This window comes from Dietzia psychralcaliphila (genome assembly GCF_003096095.1).
Taxonomy (GTDB): domain Bacteria; phylum Actinomycetota; class Actinomycetes; order Mycobacteriales; family Mycobacteriaceae; genus Dietzia; species Dietzia psychralcaliphila.
Map to the genome: position 1 here is coordinate 2,946,810 of NZ_CP015453.1, position 16,228 is coordinate 2,963,037.

Below are 16,228 nucleotides of genomic sequence, written 5' to 3' on the forward strand. Positions count from 1 at the left end.
AAGTCGATCAGTGGTGAAGTCGATCAGTGGTGGAGCCGGTGTGTCGGCGTGGTCAGCTCGCGAAGAGCCGGGCGTCGGAGTTCTCGTGGTGGCAACTGGCCAGGTCCAGCACCGGCGCGAACCCGCCCAGGTCCTCCAGGGCGGCCCCTACGGCAGCGTCGGCGACCTCCTCGACGACGGGCGCGGCACCGCGGACCAGGGCCTGGGCGCTGCGGTGGTCGGCCAGTCGCAGGCGTAGGGCGGCCCCTGCCAGGCTGATGACCACGGCGGTGAGGTCGGCGGCCACGGCGTCCCGCTGGTCGAGCCCGCCGCGGGCGTAGACCACGCCCATCACCACGGACTGGGACCCGGGTGACCTGCGGGCCTTGACGTGGGCGTTCCACGCGCTGACCACCGGGTCGTCCAGCAGCTCGGCCGCCAGGTCCAGCACCTGCTTTCCCGTGCGGGTGGCACCGTCGCGCAGTTCCCGCGTCAGCCGGGTGGCGTGCAGGCGGCGGTCGATGCGGGTCACCGCGTCCAGCCACTGTGTCTCATCGGGGGCGTCTCCACCGTGCGCGCGGGTGGCCGCCCATGCCAGGGCCAGCGCGCTGGAGTCCGCCGGGCCGATGGCGTGGCGCAGCATCGCGTGCAGCACCTCCGGCAGTCGGCGGGCATCGACCTCCCCGCGCTGGGCGAGCCCCTCGAGCCCGTGGGACAGGGTGTACATCCCGGACGGGAAGGACGAGTCGGTGAACTGCAGCGCCAGCAGCAGTCGCGACAGGTCGGAGCCGCTCATGCCAGGTAGAACAGTTGGGCCAGCGGCAGTGTGGTGGCCGGTGCGATGGTGGCCGGTTCGCCGTCGACGGTCACCACGTACGTGTCGGGGTCCACCTCGATCTGCGGGCAGCGGTCGTTGCGGACCATGTCCTTCTTGCCGATCCCGCGGCAGCCCCGCACCGGCAGGCACGGCGAGGTCAGGCCCAGCTGCTCCGGGACGCCGGCCTCGATCGCCGCCGCGGACAGGAAGGTCACGCGGGTGGACTGCATGGCCCCGCCGTAGGCGCCGAACATCGGGCGGTAGATCACCGGCTGCGGGGTGGGCAGGGAGGCGTTGGGGTCGCCCATCGGCGCCCACACGATCATTCCGCCCTTGATCACCAGGGACGGCTTGGCGGCGAACGACTCGACCGGCCACACCACCAGGTCGGCCAGCTTGCCCGGCTCGATCGAGCCCAGGTGGTCGGCGATGCCCGCGGCGATGGCCGGGTTGATGGTCATCTTGGCCACGTACCGCAGGACCCGCTCGTTGTCGTTGCGCGCCCCGCCGGTTCGGTCCGGTGAACTGCCGTCGGGCGACGCGGCCACGTCCTCGGGCAGCGGCCCGCGCTCGACCCGGCAGTGGTGGGCGGTCTGGAACGCCCGCTGCCACGATTCACCGACCCGGCCCATGGCCTGGGAGTCCGAGGAGAAGATGGAGATGATGCCCTCGTCGTGGAACACGGTCTCGGCGGCGATGGTCTCGGCCCGCACGCGGGAGTCGGCGAAGCTCACGTCCTCGGGGATGTCGTGTGACAGGTGGTGGCACACCATCACCATGTCCAGCAGCTCGTCGACCGAGTTCACGGTGTACGGCAGCGTCGGGTTGGTGGAGGCCGGCAGCACGTTGGGCTCGCCGCACACGCGCAGGATGTCGGGGGCGTGGCCGCCGCCGGCACCCTCGGAGTGGAAGGTGTGGATGGTGGAGTCGCCGATCGCGGCGCGGGTGTCCTCGTAGAAACCGGATTCGTTGAGGGTGTCGGTGTGGATCGCGACCTGCACGTCGTACTGGTCGGCGACCTCCTGCACGCAGCGGATGGCCGCCGGGGTGGTGCCCCAGTCCTCGTGGATCTTCAGGCCCGCCGCCCCGGCCACGATCTGCTCGACCGCGGATTCGGGCTGCGAGGTGTTGCCCTTGCCCAGGATCCCGATGTTCACCGGCAGACCGTCGGCGGCCTGCAGCATCCGTCCGATGTTCCAGGCGCCCGGCGTGCAGGTGGTGCCCTTGGTGCCCTCGGACGGGCCGGTGCCACCGCCGAACATTGTGGTGATGCCGTTGGACAGGGCCTCGTCGACCTGTTGCGGGGCGATGAAGTGGATGTGGGAGTCCACTCCCCCGGCGGTGACGATCTTGTGCTCGCCCGCCACCACCTCCGTGCCCGGACCGATCACCAGGTCGGGGTGTACACCGTCCTGGAGGTGCGGGTTCCCGGCCTTGCCCACGGCCACGATCCGGCCGTCGCGCACCCCGATGTCGCCCTTGACCACGCCGATCACGGCGTCCAGGATCGTGGCCCCGGTGATCACCAGGTCGAGCGCGCCCGAGGCCCGCGTCCCCGCCGGGTCCTGCGCCATGCCGTCGCGGATCGCCTTGCCGCCGCCGTACACGGCCTCCTCGCCGTAGCCGGACGAACCGTCAGCGGTGACGGCATTGTGGTCGGTCGTGATCTCGACGGTCAACACCGTGTCCGCCAGCGTCAGGCGGTCGCCGATCGTGGGCCCGTAGATGTCGGTGTACGTGGCGCGCGGGAGCACCGTGGGAGGATGCTCGGTCGGCGGGCCCTCGGCGACGGGCACACCGTCCGCGGACTGCGCGAGCTCGTCGTCGTCGTCTTCGTCGTCATCGTTGCTGTGTGCGTCGTCGTTCGGGGTGTCACACAGGAACCCCCCGTCGCGCATGCGCTGGAGCGCGCGTTCACGCATGGCCGGGTCGTCGAGGGGGCCGTCGACCAGTCCGGAGAAGCCGTGGCACACGCGCTCGCCGGCGTAGTCCACCAGCCGCACCGTGCGGGTCTGTCCGGGTTCGAACCGCACCGCCAGGCCCGCGCCGATCGCCAGGTGGCGCCCGTAGGCGGCCGGCCGGTCGAATCGGAGCTCGCGGTTGGCCTCGAAGAAGTGGTAGTGCGAACCCACCTGAACCGCGCGGTCGCCGGTGTTGGTCACCGTGACCTCGATGGTCTGGCGTCCGGCGCCCAGCGTGATGTCGCCGTCGCCGTACTGGTAGTTCCCGGATCCGGACATCGCGCTCCTCGGGGTGGGTGGGTGGTGGTGACTAGTGCGAGTGGGTGTAGACGCTGCCGTCGGCCGCCACGTGGGAGTGGGCGTAACCGTGGCCGTCCTCGGCGTCGAGTGCCGCGTCGATTCCGTCGGCGTCGGCGGAACCCGCAGCGCCAGCGGAACCATTACTGCCGTGGTCGAGCCGGTGGACCGCCTCGCGCACGCGGGTGTCGATCACGCTGCGCAGCACGGCAGGGCCCAGCAGGTACTCGCCCTCACCGGGTAGTCCGCGGCCGGTGACCGGCGCCGGCGCCAGCGTGGCGGACACCAGCAACGGTCGGCCACCGCCGAGGGCGTCGAGTCGCGCGAGTCCGCCGGCCAGGTCGGGGTCGGGCTCGGAGCCGCCGTGGAAGGCCACCTCGACCAGCCCGGGGCGGCCGTACTGCCGCGCGAGCCGGGCCAGGCGGAACAGTTCGGCGTCGGCGAACGGGTCGATCGCCGGGCTCACCACCAGCACCGACTCGGCGCCCGTAGTGTCTCCCAGGCTGTGGCGGCGGATCACCGCGCGCAGGCGGCTGACCAGCAACGTGGCGTCACCCAGCGGCGCGGCCAGCGCGAGCCGAGCGCCGCCCGTGCGACCCCGGACGTCACGCAGAGTGCGTGCGCAGTCGGCGATCACCGTGGGTGCGCGGCCGAACGTCATGGGGACGACGACGACGAGGTCACCCGCCTCCCCCTGCGCCGCCACCAGGTCGGACAGTCCACGCCCGGGCGCGGCCGACGGGATGCCGAGGTCGGGCATCTGCTCGGACTCCGGACCCAGCGCCGCGACGATCCGGGCGGTGGCCGGATCGGTGTGCTCGTGGACGTGCTCGTGGACATGCTCGTGGACCGCAGGGTGATGCTCGTGCACCGGGGAGTGCGCGGTCACGCCTGCTGCTCCACCGGGCCGACGGGATCGTGCACCGTGACCAGTTTGGAGCCGTCCGGGAAGGTGGCCTCCACCTGGATCATCGGCAGCCGCTCCACCACCCCTGCCATGACCTGTCCGGCGTTCAGGACCCGACGGCCCAGATCCATGCACTCGGCGACCGTACGCCCGTCGCGGGCGTGCTCGACGATCTCCCACGAGATGAGCGCGGTGGCCTCCGGGACGTTGAGCAGCACCCCGCGCTCGAGCCTGCGGCGCGCGACCTCGGCCGCGGTGAACAGGGTGAGTTTGTCCAGCTCGCGGGGGGTGAGCTTCATCCTCGGGTCCTCTCGTGCTCGGGCATCAGCGCGCAGGGGGGCCATTCGCGCGGCGACTGTCGATCACGCTAATACCGTCGTGTGTCGGCTGTGTTACGTCGGCCCCGGGCAGTCGAGCCCCTGACCTGCGGTGCCCTGCGGGGGCCGAGCAGGGCAGTGAGCCGGCTGGCGGGCGAGGCGGGGAACGAGGTGGGATGGAGCTGGACCATGGGAGCCGACTGGCGGACGCCTGATTGTTACGGCGTGTAAAGGCTCCCGCGCCGGCGCCGATCCGCGCCCTCCCGGGTGCCATCATGAGCCCATGCCCCAGACCACCGCCGAGCCGACGGCCGCTGACGACCATGCCGTGCGCATCGTCGACGCCACTCCCGCAGACGACCTGCTGCCGGTGCTGACGCAGCTCTCGGGCTCGGCTGGATGGGCACGGGCGGTACTGGACGGTCGCCCCTACCGCTCGCGCGAAGCACTGCACGCCGCGGCCAGGCGGGTGCTCGCCGAGCAGAGTGATGCCGAGGTACTGGCGGCGGTCGATGCACACCCGCCGATCGGGGCGGGGGCGGGCGCCAGCGCGGAGCCCGTCGAGGGCGCATCAGCACGGGAGCAGAGCGCTGCCGCTACAGAGGACGCCGAGCTGACCCGGCTCCTGTCCGAGGGGCAGCGTCGCCACGCCGCGCACTTCGGTCACGCGTTCCTCGTCTGTGCCACGGGGCTCACGGCCCGGGAGATCGTGGCCGAACTCGACCGGAGGATCGAACGCGGTGCGGCCGAGGAACTCACCTGCACGCGCGAACAGCTGGCGAGGATCAACGCGTTGCGGCTCGATCAGCTGCTCGACACGGGAGCCCTCTGATGTCCCTGAGCACCCACGCGCTGGACACGGCCACCGGAGCCCCGGCGGCCGGACTGGGCTACCGGCTCACCGACGCCGCCGGCACCGAGCTGGCCGCCGGCACGACGGACCACGACGGTCGGGCGCCGGAGCTGGCCGCAGTCGAGATCGGGGCCGGGGTGTACCGACTGGCCTTCGACACCGGCGGGTATCACCGTGAGAACGGGGTGCAGGGCTTCTATCCGGAGGCGGTGGTGTGCTTCGAGATCACCGACCCGGGCGCCCATCACCACGTGCCGTTGATCCTCTCGCCGTGGGGCTACAGCACCTACCGTGGGTCCTGAGGCACGGACCTCTCCAACGCTCTGACCCGGGGTGCCCTGCACAGGCGTCGCAGGGCACCCCAGGTCAGCGGCCGATCCGCCGCCGGGCGCACTGCTCGCGCAGGTCCGCGGCCAGCGCCTGCTCCTCGGTGTTGACGAGCTCGAAGTCCCGCACCACCACGACGCCGCCCACCACCACGTGGCGGGGCCGGCGACCGGGGTTGGCCCACAGCAGTCCCCCGACCGGGTCGGCGACCCCGGCGTCGGCGACCCCGGAGACGTCCCACACCACCAGATCGGCGGCCGATCCCGGGGTCAGCCGGCCCAGCTCGGGGCGGCCCAGACCGTCAGCTCCGCCGGCGGTGGCCATGGTGAGCGCCTCGAGTGCGTCCAGCGGCCTCCCGGCGAGTGGGGCGACCTGCATCGCCAGCCGGGCGTCGGCCAGGAGGTGCCCGGCGTCGTTGCTCCCCCCTCCCGAGGTACCCAGTCCGACGCGCACCCCTCGGTCGAGTAGTCGGGCCACGGGGGCCACTCCCCACCCCATCGGCAGGTCGCAGGCCGGGGCGTGGGTGACGGTGACGCCGCCCGCAGCGACCAGCGCCACCTCGGAGTCGGTGATGTCGCACAGGTGGGCCAGGGTGACGTCGGGGGCCAGCCAGCCCCATTCGTCCAGCAGATCCAGGGGGCGCCGCCCGTACTGTTCGGCGGCGCGCGCCACATCGACCTGCTCGTTCGCCTGGGTGCGTCGGCGTAGTCCCAGGGTCCGCGCGATCTCGCCGAGGGCGCCGAAGGTGGCGGGCCCGTCGGCGTGGATCCCCGACGGCCCCACGGCCAGCTGTCGCATGCCGTCATCAGTGACACCGCGGCGCGCGCCCGGCAGGTGCGTGGAGTGGATCGCCGCCACGGACGAGGCGGCCGCGTCCGGGTCGCAACCCGCGGTGCCGCGGACGAAGACCAGACGAGCGCCCACATCGCGGGCGGCGGCGAAGGCGGCCCCCGCGATCTGCACCGAGTCCACGCCGGGCGGCCAGGTGAGGTGGTGGTCGGCAACGGTCGTGACCCCGCACAGCAGCGACTCTGCCAGGGCCACACGGGCCGCGAGACCCACCAGGTCGGGGTCGACGCGCGCGGCCACATAGGCCTCGCGCATCCGCCCCAGCCACACCGACATCTCCACCCCGCGCGTACCGGGTAGCGTCCGGAACGCGCTCTGCAGCAGGTGATGGTGGGCGTTGACCAGGCCTGGGGTGATGACCCCACCCTCGGCGTCGAGGGTATCGACCCGCGCGGTGTCGAACTGCGCAGTGTCGATTCGCGCGTCGGCGGGCACGGCGCCGGTCGGCGAGGCGTCGGCGGGCAGGGCGCCGGTCGGAGCAGTGACGATCCGTCCGTCCACGCATTCGAGCGTCGTGGGTTCGGAGGACGCGAGCCCCGGCGACCACACCACCGACGCACCCGTGATCCGCAGGATTCGCGCACTCATGACCTGCTCCCGATCGGCTCGGCGGAAGCGACACCGGCGGGGTCACGGGCGAACGACCGCATCCACACCCGGTCCGGCGTCAGCGGGATGGAGTCCTGGCGCACCCCGGTGGCCCGCCGGACGGCGATCCCCACCGCCGCCGCCACCGGGCAGTACGGCGCCTCCGACATCGACTTGGCGCCCAAGACACCCTGCGGTTCGACGGTGTCGGCGAAGAACACCTCGGTGCGCGGGACATCCCCCATGCGGGGCGGGTGGTAGTGGCGCAGCGTCGCGTTGGTTACCGCGCCGGTGTCGTCGAGCATCACCTGCTCGTACAGCGCCGCCCCCAGTGCCTGCGCGACGCCGCCCTCCACCTGTCCGCGTAGCTGCTGCGGGTTGAGTACCCGCCCGGCGTCGACGGCGTGGACGCTGTGCAGCACCTTGACGGTCCCCGTGTCGGGGCACACGGCCACGCGCACGCCCTGGACGGTGAACGCGGCCTGCCGACCGAACCCGTCGGCGGAACCCTCGGCGGACACGGGCAGGTGGGCGCCGGCACGCAACAGGTCGGCGACCCGCGTCGCGGCCCGGTGCAGCGCGCGCCCGCCCACCACGGTCCCGGCCGACCCGAACGCACCGGTGTCGTGGGTGAGCTGGGCGGTGTCCGAGGCGTGCAGCACCACCGAGTCGGACGGCACCGCCAGCACCTCGGCCACGATCTGCGTGTGCACGGTGGCGGTGCCGTTGCCGAACTCCGCGGTGCCCACATAGGCGTGCACGGTGCCGTCGGCGTCGATCTCCACGCGGGCGGAACCGTGGTGGCCCCCGGGCGGGTTGCTGGCGATCATGCACAGCGCGACCCCGGTGCCCTCCGACCATCCGGGTGGGGCCGACTCCCCTCGTCCGGAGGCCAGTGCCCCGGAGACCAGGTCCAGGCAGTGATCGAGTCCGTAGGAGGACAGGGCCAGCTCGTCGTCGTCGCCCGCGGAGCTCACCAGTGGGTCACCCGGGCGCACCACGTTGCGCCGCCGCAGCTCGACAGGATCGATCCCGGCGGCGTCGGCGAGCTCGTCCAGCGCGCTCTCGAGCGCGAACCCCACCTCACCCAGCCCGTACCCGCGGAAGGCGCCCGACGGCACGGTGGTGGTGTAGACGGCCTCGGCGGCCACCCGCTTGGCCGGGCACCGGTAGAGCTCCACCGACTCGGTGATCGAGTGGAACATCACGCCCGGTGAGTGCCCGCCGTACGCGCCCGCGTCGGACAGCACGTCCAGGTCCAGCGCGGTGAGCCGGCCACGGGCGTCGCACGCGACCGTCGCCGTCACCCGGTAGGGGTGGCGCACGGTGGCGGAGGTGAACTGCTCTGCGCGGCTGTACTCCCACACCACGTCGCGCCCGGTACGCAGGGCGGCCAGCACGGCCAGGTCCTCCACGATCATCTCCTGCTTGGCGCCGAAACCGCCGCCCACGCGGGCGGCGTGCACGCGCAGGTCGTCCCGCTCCAGACCGAAGATCCACGCCAACTCGTCACGGACCAGGAACGGCACCTGCGTGGACGACCGGATGTCGAGCGATCCCCCGCACCGGGGCCCGCCGTCGACGTGGCGGACGATCACCGCGTGGGTCTCCAGGTGCGTGTGCTGGACCCGTGAGGTGCGCCAGGTGCCCGTCACCACGTGCGCGGCCCGGGCCACCCCGGCGTCGACGCGGCCCACCTCGCCGCGCCAGCTCGCCACCACGTTGCGCGCGGGGTCGGCGATCCGGGACGCAGAGCCCTTGTCACCGTGGATCTTGTCCCCGTGGATCGCCGGAGCTCCCGGCCGCCGCGCGACCTCGGGGTCCAACACGGACGGCAGGACCTCGTACCGCACGTCGATCTCCCGGCAGGCCAGGCGGGCGAGCTGCGGGGTCTCGGCCACCACCGCGGCCACGCGTTGACCGTGGTAGCGGACCACCGGGTCCAACACGCGGGTGTCGTCGGGGTCGTCGGTGCGCCGCTGGTGCCGGGCGGTGGAGAACAACACGTCGGGGTCGTCGTGGTGGGTCAGCACGGCCACCACGCCGTCCATGGCGAGCGCGCGGGAGGCGTCGATCTCCACGATCCGGGCGTGCGCGTGCGGGGAGCGCAACACCGCGAGGTGCGCGCAGCCGGTGAGCTCGGTGTCCAGGGTGAAGGGCTCGGCGCCGCGCACCACGCGCTCGGTCGCGGGCGCGGCGACCGGGCGGCCGATCCCCCCGGCAGGGCAGGTGTTCGCGGCACCGTCGAGAGCGTCCTCGATCGCCCGGTAGCCGGTGCAGCGGCACAGGTTGCCCTTCATCGCGGCGGTCCGCGCGGCCGGGCCCCCGTCGCGCGCACACGGGGCGTGGTCCAGGCCGGTGACGGTGGTGACCATTCCCGCCGTGCAGTAGCCGCACTGGAACCCGGCGGCGCGGGCGAACGCCTCCGGCACCGCGTCCGGCACCCCGGCGGCGGTCCGCACGTCGGTGCCCTCGGCCCGGTGCGCGGGCAGGACGCAGGAGTGGGTGGGCACGCCGTCGACCAGCACCGTGCACGCGCCGCAGTCACCGGTGTCGCACCCCTTCTTGACCGCGAACTGCCCGAGCTCGCGCAGCAGAGTCCGCAGGCACTGTCCGGGGCGTGGGGTCGGCGCGTAACCGCGACCGTCGACCGAGATCTTCATGACTTCTCCGTCTCGCGGGTGGGGTGGATGCCGGTGGCGGGGTGGGTGCCGTGGGCGGGGTGGGCGCCGGCGAGTTCGACGACGACGGCGAGGGCCGCGATCCCCGACACGTGGCGGCGCCAGCTCGGATGCCCCTGGGGGTCGTCGTGCCAGTGGGGCAGATCGCGGACCGCGGCCGCCGCGACCTCGGGCGGGGGCGGGGCGTCCCACACGAGCAGGTGCGGGGCCGGCACCGCGGCGGTGACCACCAGCGTGCACCGGCCGTCGGGATCCAGGCGGCCGGTGACAAGCGAACCGGAGCGGCCGCTGGGCACCAGCGAGTGCCTCCGGACCGCGTAGCGCGCGCGGCCCGCCCCCGCGGGGATGTGCAGTGCCCGCAGGATCTCCCCCGGGGCCAGGGACGTCCGGCCCGGGCCCACCACCACGTCCGCGGCGGGGATCGTGCGGGTGCCGCCGTCGGGGGTCCAGATCTCGGCGGTCGCGCCGAGAGTGCAGGCCGCGGCCGTGCCGGCTCCGGCGGGCAGGGCGGCGCAGAGGTTGCCTCCCCAGGTGGCGCGGGCCCAGATCTTCCACGAGGCGAGCAGGCAGGAGAAGGCGTCGTGCAGGAACGAGCGCACCGGAGCGGTGAGCGGGTGGTCGAGCACGGTCCGCAGCGACGCTGTCGCCGCCACCCGCAGGCCGCCGTCGGGCATCGGTTCGACGTCGGGCCAGCCGAGGTCCACCAAGTCGACGAGGCCGGTGAGCGGCGGTGTGTCCTCCCCCGGCGGCGCCGCCGCTCCGGCGGGGTGGAGGTGTGCCTCGCCGTGCAGTGCCGTCCCGCCGGCCAACGGGACGGCCCCGGCGAGCAGCGCCTCGTGCGCCTCGGAGCGGCTGCGCGGCCGGTAGAGCTCGGTGACGGTGACCAGGTCCATCGGTTCTCACCCGGCCTTGGCCAGCAGGCGGCGGCGCGCGGCCACGACGTCCCGGGCCACGGCGTCGGTGTCCACGGTGAGCACCCGGCCGTCCTCCACCACCCGTCGACCCTGTACCCACACCCCGGCCATCGGCGGGCGGGAGCCCAGGACCAGGGCGGCCACCGGGTCGTCGATCCCGGCGTGGGCGGGGGTGTCCAGGCGCCACAGTGCGACGTCGGCCAGGTACCCCGTGGCCAGGCGCCCGATTTCGTCCTGGCGCCCCAACGCCCGCGCTCCCTCCACGGTGGCCATCCGCAGCGCGGTGCGCACGTCCATCGCGCGGGGGCCGCGGGTGGCCCGGGCCAGCAGCAGCGCCTGGTGCATCTCCTCCCACAGCACCCCCGACTCGTTGCTGGCGGCGCCGTCGACGCCCAGACCCACCGTCACGCCCGCGGTGAGCATGTCGGGCACCCGCGCGATGCCGGCGCCGAGCCGGCCGTTGGAGACCGGGCAGTGCGCGGCCGCCATGCCGCCGGCGGCCATGGCGGCGATCGCCGGGTCGTCCAGGTGCACGGTGTGGGCGAACCACACGTCGGGGCCGGTCCACCCGACCGACTCCATGTACTCCATGGGGGTGCTGCCGAAGCGCTCGCGGCAGAACACCTCCTCGTCGTCGGTCTCGGCCAGGTGGGTGTGCAAGCGGACGCCCCGCTCGCGTGCCAGGTCGGCACTCGCGCGCAGCAGGTCGCCGGTCACCGAGAACGGCGAGCACGGCGCCACGGCGATCCGGCACATCGACTCCGGTGCGGGATCGTGGTGCCGGTCGATCACCTCGGCCGTGCCGGCCAGGATCGCGTCGATGCCCTCCACCACCGAGTCCGGCGGCAGCCCGCCCGCGCTGCGGCCCAGGTCCATCGACCCGCGGCACGGGTGGAAGCGCAGACCCACCGTGGCGGCAGCCTCGATCTCGGCGGCGAACACGTCGCCGGCGTCGGCGGGCACCACGTAGTGGTGGTCCGTGGTGGTGGTGCAGCCGCCCAGGGTGAGGTGCGCGAGCCCTCCGAGTGCGGCGGTGCGCACGTCGTCGGCGTCGATGCCGGCCCACACCGGGTAGGAGGCGGTGAGCCACTCGAAGAGCGTGGCGTCGGCCGCCAGCCCGCGGGTGAGCCACTGGTACAGGTGGTGGTGGGTGTTGACCAGGCCCGGCGTGGCCAGGCAGCCGGTGCCGTCGACCCGCTCTGTCCCCTCGGGCAGGAGGGCCGGATCGCACGGACCCGCCCCCACGGCGGTGATGCGGCCGCCGGCCAGCAGCACGTGTCCGGTCGTGTGCTCGGTGGCGAACCCGGCGCCGCGGTCGTCCATGGTCGCGACCGCGCAGTTCTCGATCAGAACGGCGGCGTCGCCCCCCGCCGTCACGACCACGCCCCCACTGGTCGCGAATAGGCCGGGACGAACCCACGCGCGCCGGCCGACCGGATCATCCGCTCGGTGAGCTGGGCGTCGGCCTCGTCGGCGAGCGGGTGCAGGGAACGCGCCCCCTCCGCGACGAGGCGCCCGCCCACGTACACGTGGGTGAGGTTGCGCAACGAACAGGCCAGGACGTACGTGGCCACCGGGTCCCAGATCGGCCCGGTCGCCGGGGCGGTGGGGTCCACGACCAGCAGGTCGGCGTGCTTGCCCACCTCGATGCTGCCGACCCGGCCGGACAGGCCGAGCGCCTCCGCGCCGCCGAGGGTGTGCATCCGCAGCACCTCGTGGGCGGCCAGCACCGAGGCGTCGGAGTGCACGGCCCGTTGGGTGTAGAGACCGATGCGCATGTTCTGGAACGGGTCGGAGACGTCGGTGCAGGACTGGTCGTCCAGGCCCATGCCCACACGGATCCCCCTGTCCCGGTACCCCGTGACGTCGGCGATGCCGGAGCCCAGCCGGCCGTTGGAGGTCGCCTGCCAGATCACTGCCGAATCCGTCTCGGCCACGCGGCGCACCATGTGCTCGGTGGGGTGGACGAAGTGGCCGAAGGAGAAGTCGGTGCCCAGCACGCCGGCGCGGTCGTACCAGTCGAACTTGGCACGCTGCACCTCGAGGTGCTCGGCGGTCTCCACGAAGTGGGCCTGGTTGCCCACCGCGTGGCGGGCCATGACCTCGTGCTCGCGCTCCGCGGTGACCGGCGACGAGGACCACTGGACGGAGCCGAACACCGAGCCGCCCAGATCCAGCTCCCGGGCGACCGTGCTCTGGCGGTGCTGGGTGACGTGGGCGAATGCCTCGAAGCACTCGGCCTCGGGCAGCTGTTCGTCGTCCAACCGGGTGGAGGTGACGCACCGCAGCCCCGAGTCGGCCTGCGCGTCGATCTGCCGCGTGAGGAAGTCCACGTCGTGCACCCGCTCGGCGACCAGGGTCGAGGTGGCGTGATCGAACACCGCCACCACCCGGCTCTGGGTGAAGTTGTAGGCACTGGTCACGCCGTTGCGCAGGAAGTCCAGGCACCCGGCGAGGGTGAACCAGTACAGGTCCTCGGCCTCGGCCCCGACCATCATCTCGCCCATCCGCGAGACCCACCCGTAGAGCGTGTCGTCGGGGGCGATGCCGCGCATCCCGGCGGTGAACAGGTGGCTGTGCGCGGACACGAACCCCGGGGCCAGGATCGACCCGCCGAGGTCGTGGACGGTCCCGGGCAGACCGGGTGGGGGGTCACCGGGCCCGAGTCCGGCGATCAGGCCGCCCTCGTCGACGTGGACCCAGCCGTGGAACCACCTCGCGGAGTCGGCTGAGTCCGTCGCCACGGGGATGACGAGCGCGTCGGTGAAGGTGATCATGAGGGGTTCTCTCGTTGGTGTGGCGGGTCGGTGGAGTGGTGTGGCGGTTCGGCGGAGTCAGGCATGGCCGGGGGCGGGCAGTTCGGTGGCGGGCACGGCGTGGGCCGGCACCGCGGCGGGTCAGCCCGGCAACTCTTCGGCCAGCCAGCCGCCGGAACGGAGGTGGAACCGTCGGCGGTGGGACGGTGCGTCCGGTTCGGCCCGCCAGAACGTCACCGTCTCGGGCCGCAGGCGGTACCCGGTCCAGGTTTCGGGCGGGTCCTGTGGGGTGGGCCCGTGCCGGGTGACGGCCTCCGCCCACACCTCACGGCGTCCGGCCGGGGGCAGAGCCGCGGCGGCGGGACCGTTGGTCCAGGCCAGGAGCTTGAGGTACGGGGACCGGTCACGATAGGTGCGCAGTTGTTCGCGGTCGTCCGTGGGTGCGGCGAGGCCGGTCACGGTGAGCTGGTGGGTCCGGTCGGCGGAGAGCACCACGAGTGTTGCGCGGGGGTTGGCCGCGAGATCGACGACCTTCTGGGAGCGCGAGTCCGTGTGGAACGTCGGGCCGTCGGGGGTGACGCCGGAGACCAGGAGGTGTCGGCACTGCGGTGTCCCGTCCGGGTCGACGGTGGCCAACACACCCAAAGGTGGCGCGAGGGGGTCGACGGCGAGCCAGGACACCATCGCGGCCAGCGGATCGTCGCCCGGCTCGGGCATGGTGACCCCGGCTATGGGTGCCTCGTCCGCCCTGCTCCCGGGCAGCGGGGCGTCGGGCAGCTGGGCGGCCGTCATCGCGCACCTCCCGCGGCGGCGACCACACCGAGGTCGGCGCCCGGGACCCCGCGCGCCGGGTCGAAGACGGCGATCTCCGCGAGCGCACCGACCACGGTGGCCACGTGATCGGCCACCAGCCGGGCCCCGGTGTCGGGTTCGGCCCCGGTGGGGTCACCGATCACCCCGGTGTCGGACAGGTCGTCGGCCAACCAGCCGAACTTCACGGGGCCGGTGAAGCCGATGTGCTGGCACCCGGCCAACCCGGTCGGGACCCTGGCCTCGGCCACGGACATGTCGACGAGTTCCGGTCGCAGATGGAGCATCATCGACGTCTCGGCCCACCCGGCGTGGATCCCCATGCCGAGCTCGGTGGGACCGGGGACAGCTCTGCCTGCGTAGAGGAACGTCCGCAGGCCGCTGCGTCTGCGCAGTTCCCGCAGCGCCACCTCCAGCAGGGCGGAATTGCCGCCGTGACAGTTGACGAAGAGCACGCGGCCGAACCCGCTGGCACTCAGCGCCGAGCCGAGTTCACGGACTTGGGACAGCAGCGTGTCCGCGGTGATCCACATCGCCCCGGGGAACGAGGAGTGCTCGTCGCTCTTGGTGTACCCGAGGGCGGGCATGAGCCAGGCGTCGACCCCCGCCCCGGCCGCGGCGGCGGCCACTGCCCGGGCGGCCACCTCCTCGGCCACGATCAGGTCGGTGGCCAGGGGCAGGTGGGGGCCGTGGGGTTCGATCGCGCCGGTGGGGATGACGGCGATGGGGTCGCCCCGGCCCACCCGTGCCGCCTCGACGGTGCTGAGGTCGGCGTAGCGCCGTGCGGGCCCGATCATTCCTCCCACCGCCCGGGATTGAGCAGGCCCTGCGGATCGGTCCGGGCCGCCAGTGCCCGCACCTCCTCGGTGCCGTGGTCGACACGGTACTGGTGCGGCGAGTGGACCCTCACCCCCAGCTTCTCCAGGACCGGCACGCCCGCGTAGGCGGCCTCCGGGTCGGTGTAGTGCCCGTTGAGCATGCCGAACATCCGGCCGTGGCCGGCCTCGAGGTGCAGGGTCCCCCCCGGGTAGACGGCCTCGACCTCGTCCAGCCGCTCCACCAGAGCGTCGCCCTGGCATTCCATGTGGAACCACGTGTCCGGTTCCGCCTTCTGCAACCAGTGGGTGGGGTGGTTATAGGACAGCGTCGAGACCTTGATCGACTCGTTGACCCCCTTGCGCACCGCCTCGACCACACCCCCGGCCTCGGTGACCAGGGCGCTCACCTCGTCGACGACCGAGGCCTCGACGATCGTGCGCAGGCTCGCCCTATCAGGAGGGATCGCCTCGTCCTCGGGCAGACATCCGGCCACGTGGGCACCGTCGGCCGAGCAGAGCCGCGGGGCCGGGTCGAGTCGGTGGATGCGCGGGACCGCGGCGAACGCGTCGTGGTGATCGTCGAAGCTGGCGTAGACACAGCGCCAGTCCTGCAGGGGTTCGATCCGCACGGTGGCGCGGACGATGATCCCCGCGACCCCGTAGGTGTGCACGAACGGCTGTGCGTCCTCCCCGCTCAGGTGGACGATCTCGGCCTCGGGGTGGGCGAAGACCACGTCGAGCGCCTCGACGAACCCCTCGTGGTTGCGGCCGTGGACGATCGTGCCGGTCCCGGCGGAACCTCCGGCCAGGAAACCCCCCAGGGTGGACTGCACGGTCGAGGGGTACATCCACAACTGCGATCCGTCGCGAGCGAGGCGTTTCTCCAGACTCATCATGCGAACACCGGCCTCGGCGGTCACCGTCCCGGCCTCAGGGTCCACGTCGTCGATGCCCCGCAGGGCGGTCAGGTCCAGCACCAGACCCCCGTGCAGGGGGACGACCTGCCCGTAGTTTCCGGTGCCCTTGCCCCGTGAGGTGATGGGGACCCCGCGGCGGACCGCGGCGCGGACGATCGGCGGGACCTGCTCGACGCTCGTGGGTCGGACGACCACCTCAGGGCGGCCGATCGGCCACTGCGCACGCAATATCGGACTGAGGTACGAGCCGTCCTGGGACGCCTTGTCGAGGCTGCGGTCGTCGGTGAGGACGAGCTCCGGACCGAGCAGGTCGCTCAGATCCTCGACGAGTCCGGCCACGTCCGGGGCCGTGGGAGCCGTCGGCGACGCCGTCTGGGTCTCGCTCACTGGGGTGCCTTCCTGAATCGGGTGTCGCTGTATCGGGTGTCGCTGGAGGC

The 16,228-nt window shown here is 73.1% G+C and carries 14 protein-coding genes; 2 read left to right on the forward strand and 12 right to left on the reverse strand.

The features are described 5' to 3' along the window. Window positions 1-52: 52 nt before the first annotated feature. Genes A6048_RS13595 through A6048_RS13610 form a run of 4 tightly spaced genes read right to left on the reverse strand, consistent with a single transcriptional unit; the run spans window position 53 to window position 4,260 of the window. Window positions 53-775 (reverse strand): urease accessory protein UreF, encoded by a 723-nt coding sequence (locus tag A6048_RS13595; RefSeq protein ID WP_107745938.1) that lies wholly within the window; start codon window positions 773-775, stop codon window positions 53-55. Next, complete coding sequence (ureC, locus tag A6048_RS13600; RefSeq protein WP_107745936.1) at window positions 772-3,036, reverse strand: urease subunit alpha; 2,265 nt, start codon at window positions 3,034-3,036, stop codon at window positions 772-774. The genes A6048_RS13595 and ureC overlap by 4 nt, the downstream gene beginning before the upstream one ends. Before the next feature lie 31 nt (window positions 3,037-3,067). Next, window positions 3,068-3,943: a sirohydrochlorin chelatase gene (locus A6048_RS13605; protein WP_107745934.1), complete on the reverse strand. Its 876-nt coding sequence runs from the start codon at window positions 3,941-3,943 to the stop codon at window positions 3,068-3,070. Continuing rightward, window positions 3,940-4,260 (reverse strand): urease subunit gamma, encoded by a 321-nt coding sequence (locus tag A6048_RS13610; protein WP_107745932.1) that lies wholly within the window; start codon window positions 4,258-4,260, stop codon window positions 3,940-3,942. The genes A6048_RS13605 and A6048_RS13610 overlap by 4 nt, the downstream gene beginning before the upstream one ends. A 301-nt stretch (window positions 4,261-4,561) precedes the next feature. Between A6048_RS13610 and A6048_RS13615 the strand changes: the two genes are divergently transcribed. Further along, window positions 4,562-5,110 (forward strand): 2-oxo-4-hydroxy-4-carboxy-5-ureidoimidazoline decarboxylase, encoded by a 549-nt coding sequence (locus A6048_RS13615; RefSeq protein WP_107745930.1) that lies wholly within the window; start codon window positions 4,562-4,564, stop codon window positions 5,108-5,110. Beyond that, window positions 5,110-5,433, forward strand: coding sequence for a hydroxyisourate hydrolase (gene uraH, locus A6048_RS13620; RefSeq protein ID WP_107745928.1), 324 nt, complete (start codon window positions 5,110-5,112; stop codon window positions 5,431-5,433). The genes A6048_RS13615 and uraH overlap by 1 nt, the downstream gene beginning before the upstream one ends. A 64-nt stretch (window positions 5,434-5,497) precedes the next feature. On the opposite strand, the gene A6048_RS13625 is transcribed toward uraH, so the two are convergent. The 8 genes from A6048_RS13625 to A6048_RS13660 form a co-directional block, all read right to left on the reverse strand. Beyond that, window positions 5,498-6,895, reverse strand: coding sequence for an amidohydrolase family protein (locus A6048_RS13625; RefSeq protein WP_235027565.1), 1,398 nt, complete (start codon window positions 6,893-6,895; stop codon window positions 5,498-5,500). Continuing rightward, complete coding sequence (locus A6048_RS13630; protein WP_107745926.1) at window positions 6,892-9,558, reverse strand: molybdopterin-dependent oxidoreductase; 2,667 nt, start codon at window positions 9,556-9,558, stop codon at window positions 6,892-6,894. The genes A6048_RS13625 and A6048_RS13630 overlap by 4 nt, the downstream gene beginning before the upstream one ends. After that, a complete protein-coding gene (locus A6048_RS13635) occupies window positions 9,555-10,469 on the reverse strand; it encodes an FAD binding domain-containing protein (RefSeq protein WP_107745924.1) in 915 nt (304 codons plus the stop codon). Before A6048_RS13635 ends, A6048_RS13630 begins: the two co-directional genes overlap by 4 nt. Before the next feature lie 6 nt (window positions 10,470-10,475). Further along, window positions 10,476-11,867, reverse strand: coding sequence for an 8-oxoguanine deaminase (locus A6048_RS13640; RefSeq protein ID WP_107746622.1), 1,392 nt, complete (start codon window positions 11,865-11,867; stop codon window positions 10,476-10,478). Beyond that, window positions 11,864-13,267, reverse strand: coding sequence for an amidohydrolase family protein (locus A6048_RS13645; protein WP_107745922.1), 1,404 nt, complete (start codon window positions 13,265-13,267; stop codon window positions 11,864-11,866). The genes A6048_RS13640 and A6048_RS13645 overlap by 4 nt, the downstream gene beginning before the upstream one ends. A 120-nt stretch (window positions 13,268-13,387) precedes the next feature. Further along, window positions 13,388-14,038 carry a pyridoxamine 5'-phosphate oxidase family protein gene (locus A6048_RS13650; RefSeq protein WP_107745920.1) on the reverse strand — a complete coding sequence of 217 codons (651 nt, stop codon included), beginning with the start codon at window positions 14,036-14,038 and terminating at the stop codon, window positions 13,388-13,390. Continuing rightward, window positions 14,035-14,853 carry a creatininase family protein gene (locus A6048_RS13655; RefSeq protein ID WP_107745918.1) on the reverse strand — a complete coding sequence of 273 codons (819 nt, stop codon included), beginning with the start codon at window positions 14,851-14,853 and terminating at the stop codon, window positions 14,035-14,037. Before A6048_RS13655 ends, A6048_RS13650 begins: the two co-directional genes overlap by 4 nt. Continuing rightward, entirely contained in the window at window positions 14,850-16,178 is a 1,329-nt protein-coding gene (locus A6048_RS13660; RefSeq protein ID WP_107745916.1) for an FAD-binding oxidoreductase, read from the reverse strand. Before A6048_RS13660 ends, A6048_RS13655 begins: the two co-directional genes overlap by 4 nt. Between the last annotated feature and the right edge of the window lie 50 nt (window positions 16,179-16,228).

Coding starts and splice junctions, on each gene's coding strand:
- A6048_RS13595 (WP_107745938.1), bottom strand. CDS start 775: ATGAGCGGCTCCGACCTGTCGCGACTGCTGCTGGCGCTGCAGTTCACC.
- ureC (WP_107745936.1), bottom strand. CDS start 3,036: ATGTCCGGATCCGGGAACTACCAGTACGGCGACGGCGACATCACGCTG.
- A6048_RS13610 (WP_107745932.1), bottom strand. CDS start 4,260: ATGAAGCTCACCCCCCGCGAGCTGGACAAACTCACCCTGTTCACCGCG.
- A6048_RS13615 (WP_107745930.1), top strand. CDS start 4,562: ATGCCCCAGACCACCGCCGAGCCGACGGCCGCTGACGACCATGCCGTG.
- uraH (WP_107745928.1), top strand. CDS start 5,110: ATGTCCCTGAGCACCCACGCGCTGGACACGGCCACCGGAGCCCCGGCG.
- A6048_RS13625 (WP_235027565.1), bottom strand. CDS start 6,895: ATGAGTGCGCGAATCCTGCGGATCACGGGTGCGTCGGTGGTGTGGTCG.
- A6048_RS13630 (WP_107745926.1), bottom strand. CDS start 9,558: ATGAAGATCTCGGTCGACGGTCGCGGTTACGCGCCGACCCCACGCCCC.
- A6048_RS13635 (WP_107745924.1), bottom strand. CDS start 10,469: ATGGACCTGGTCACCGTCACCGAGCTCTACCGGCCGCGCAGCCGCTCC.
- A6048_RS13645 (WP_107745922.1), bottom strand. CDS start 13,267: ATGATCACCTTCACCGACGCGCTCGTCATCCCCGTGGCGACGGACTCA.
- A6048_RS13650 (WP_107745920.1), bottom strand. CDS start 14,038: ATGACGGCCGCCCAGCTGCCCGACGCCCCGCTGCCCGGGAGCAGGGCG.
- A6048_RS13655 (WP_107745918.1), bottom strand. CDS start 14,853: ATGATCGGGCCCGCACGGCGCTACGCCGACCTCAGCACCGTCGAGGCG.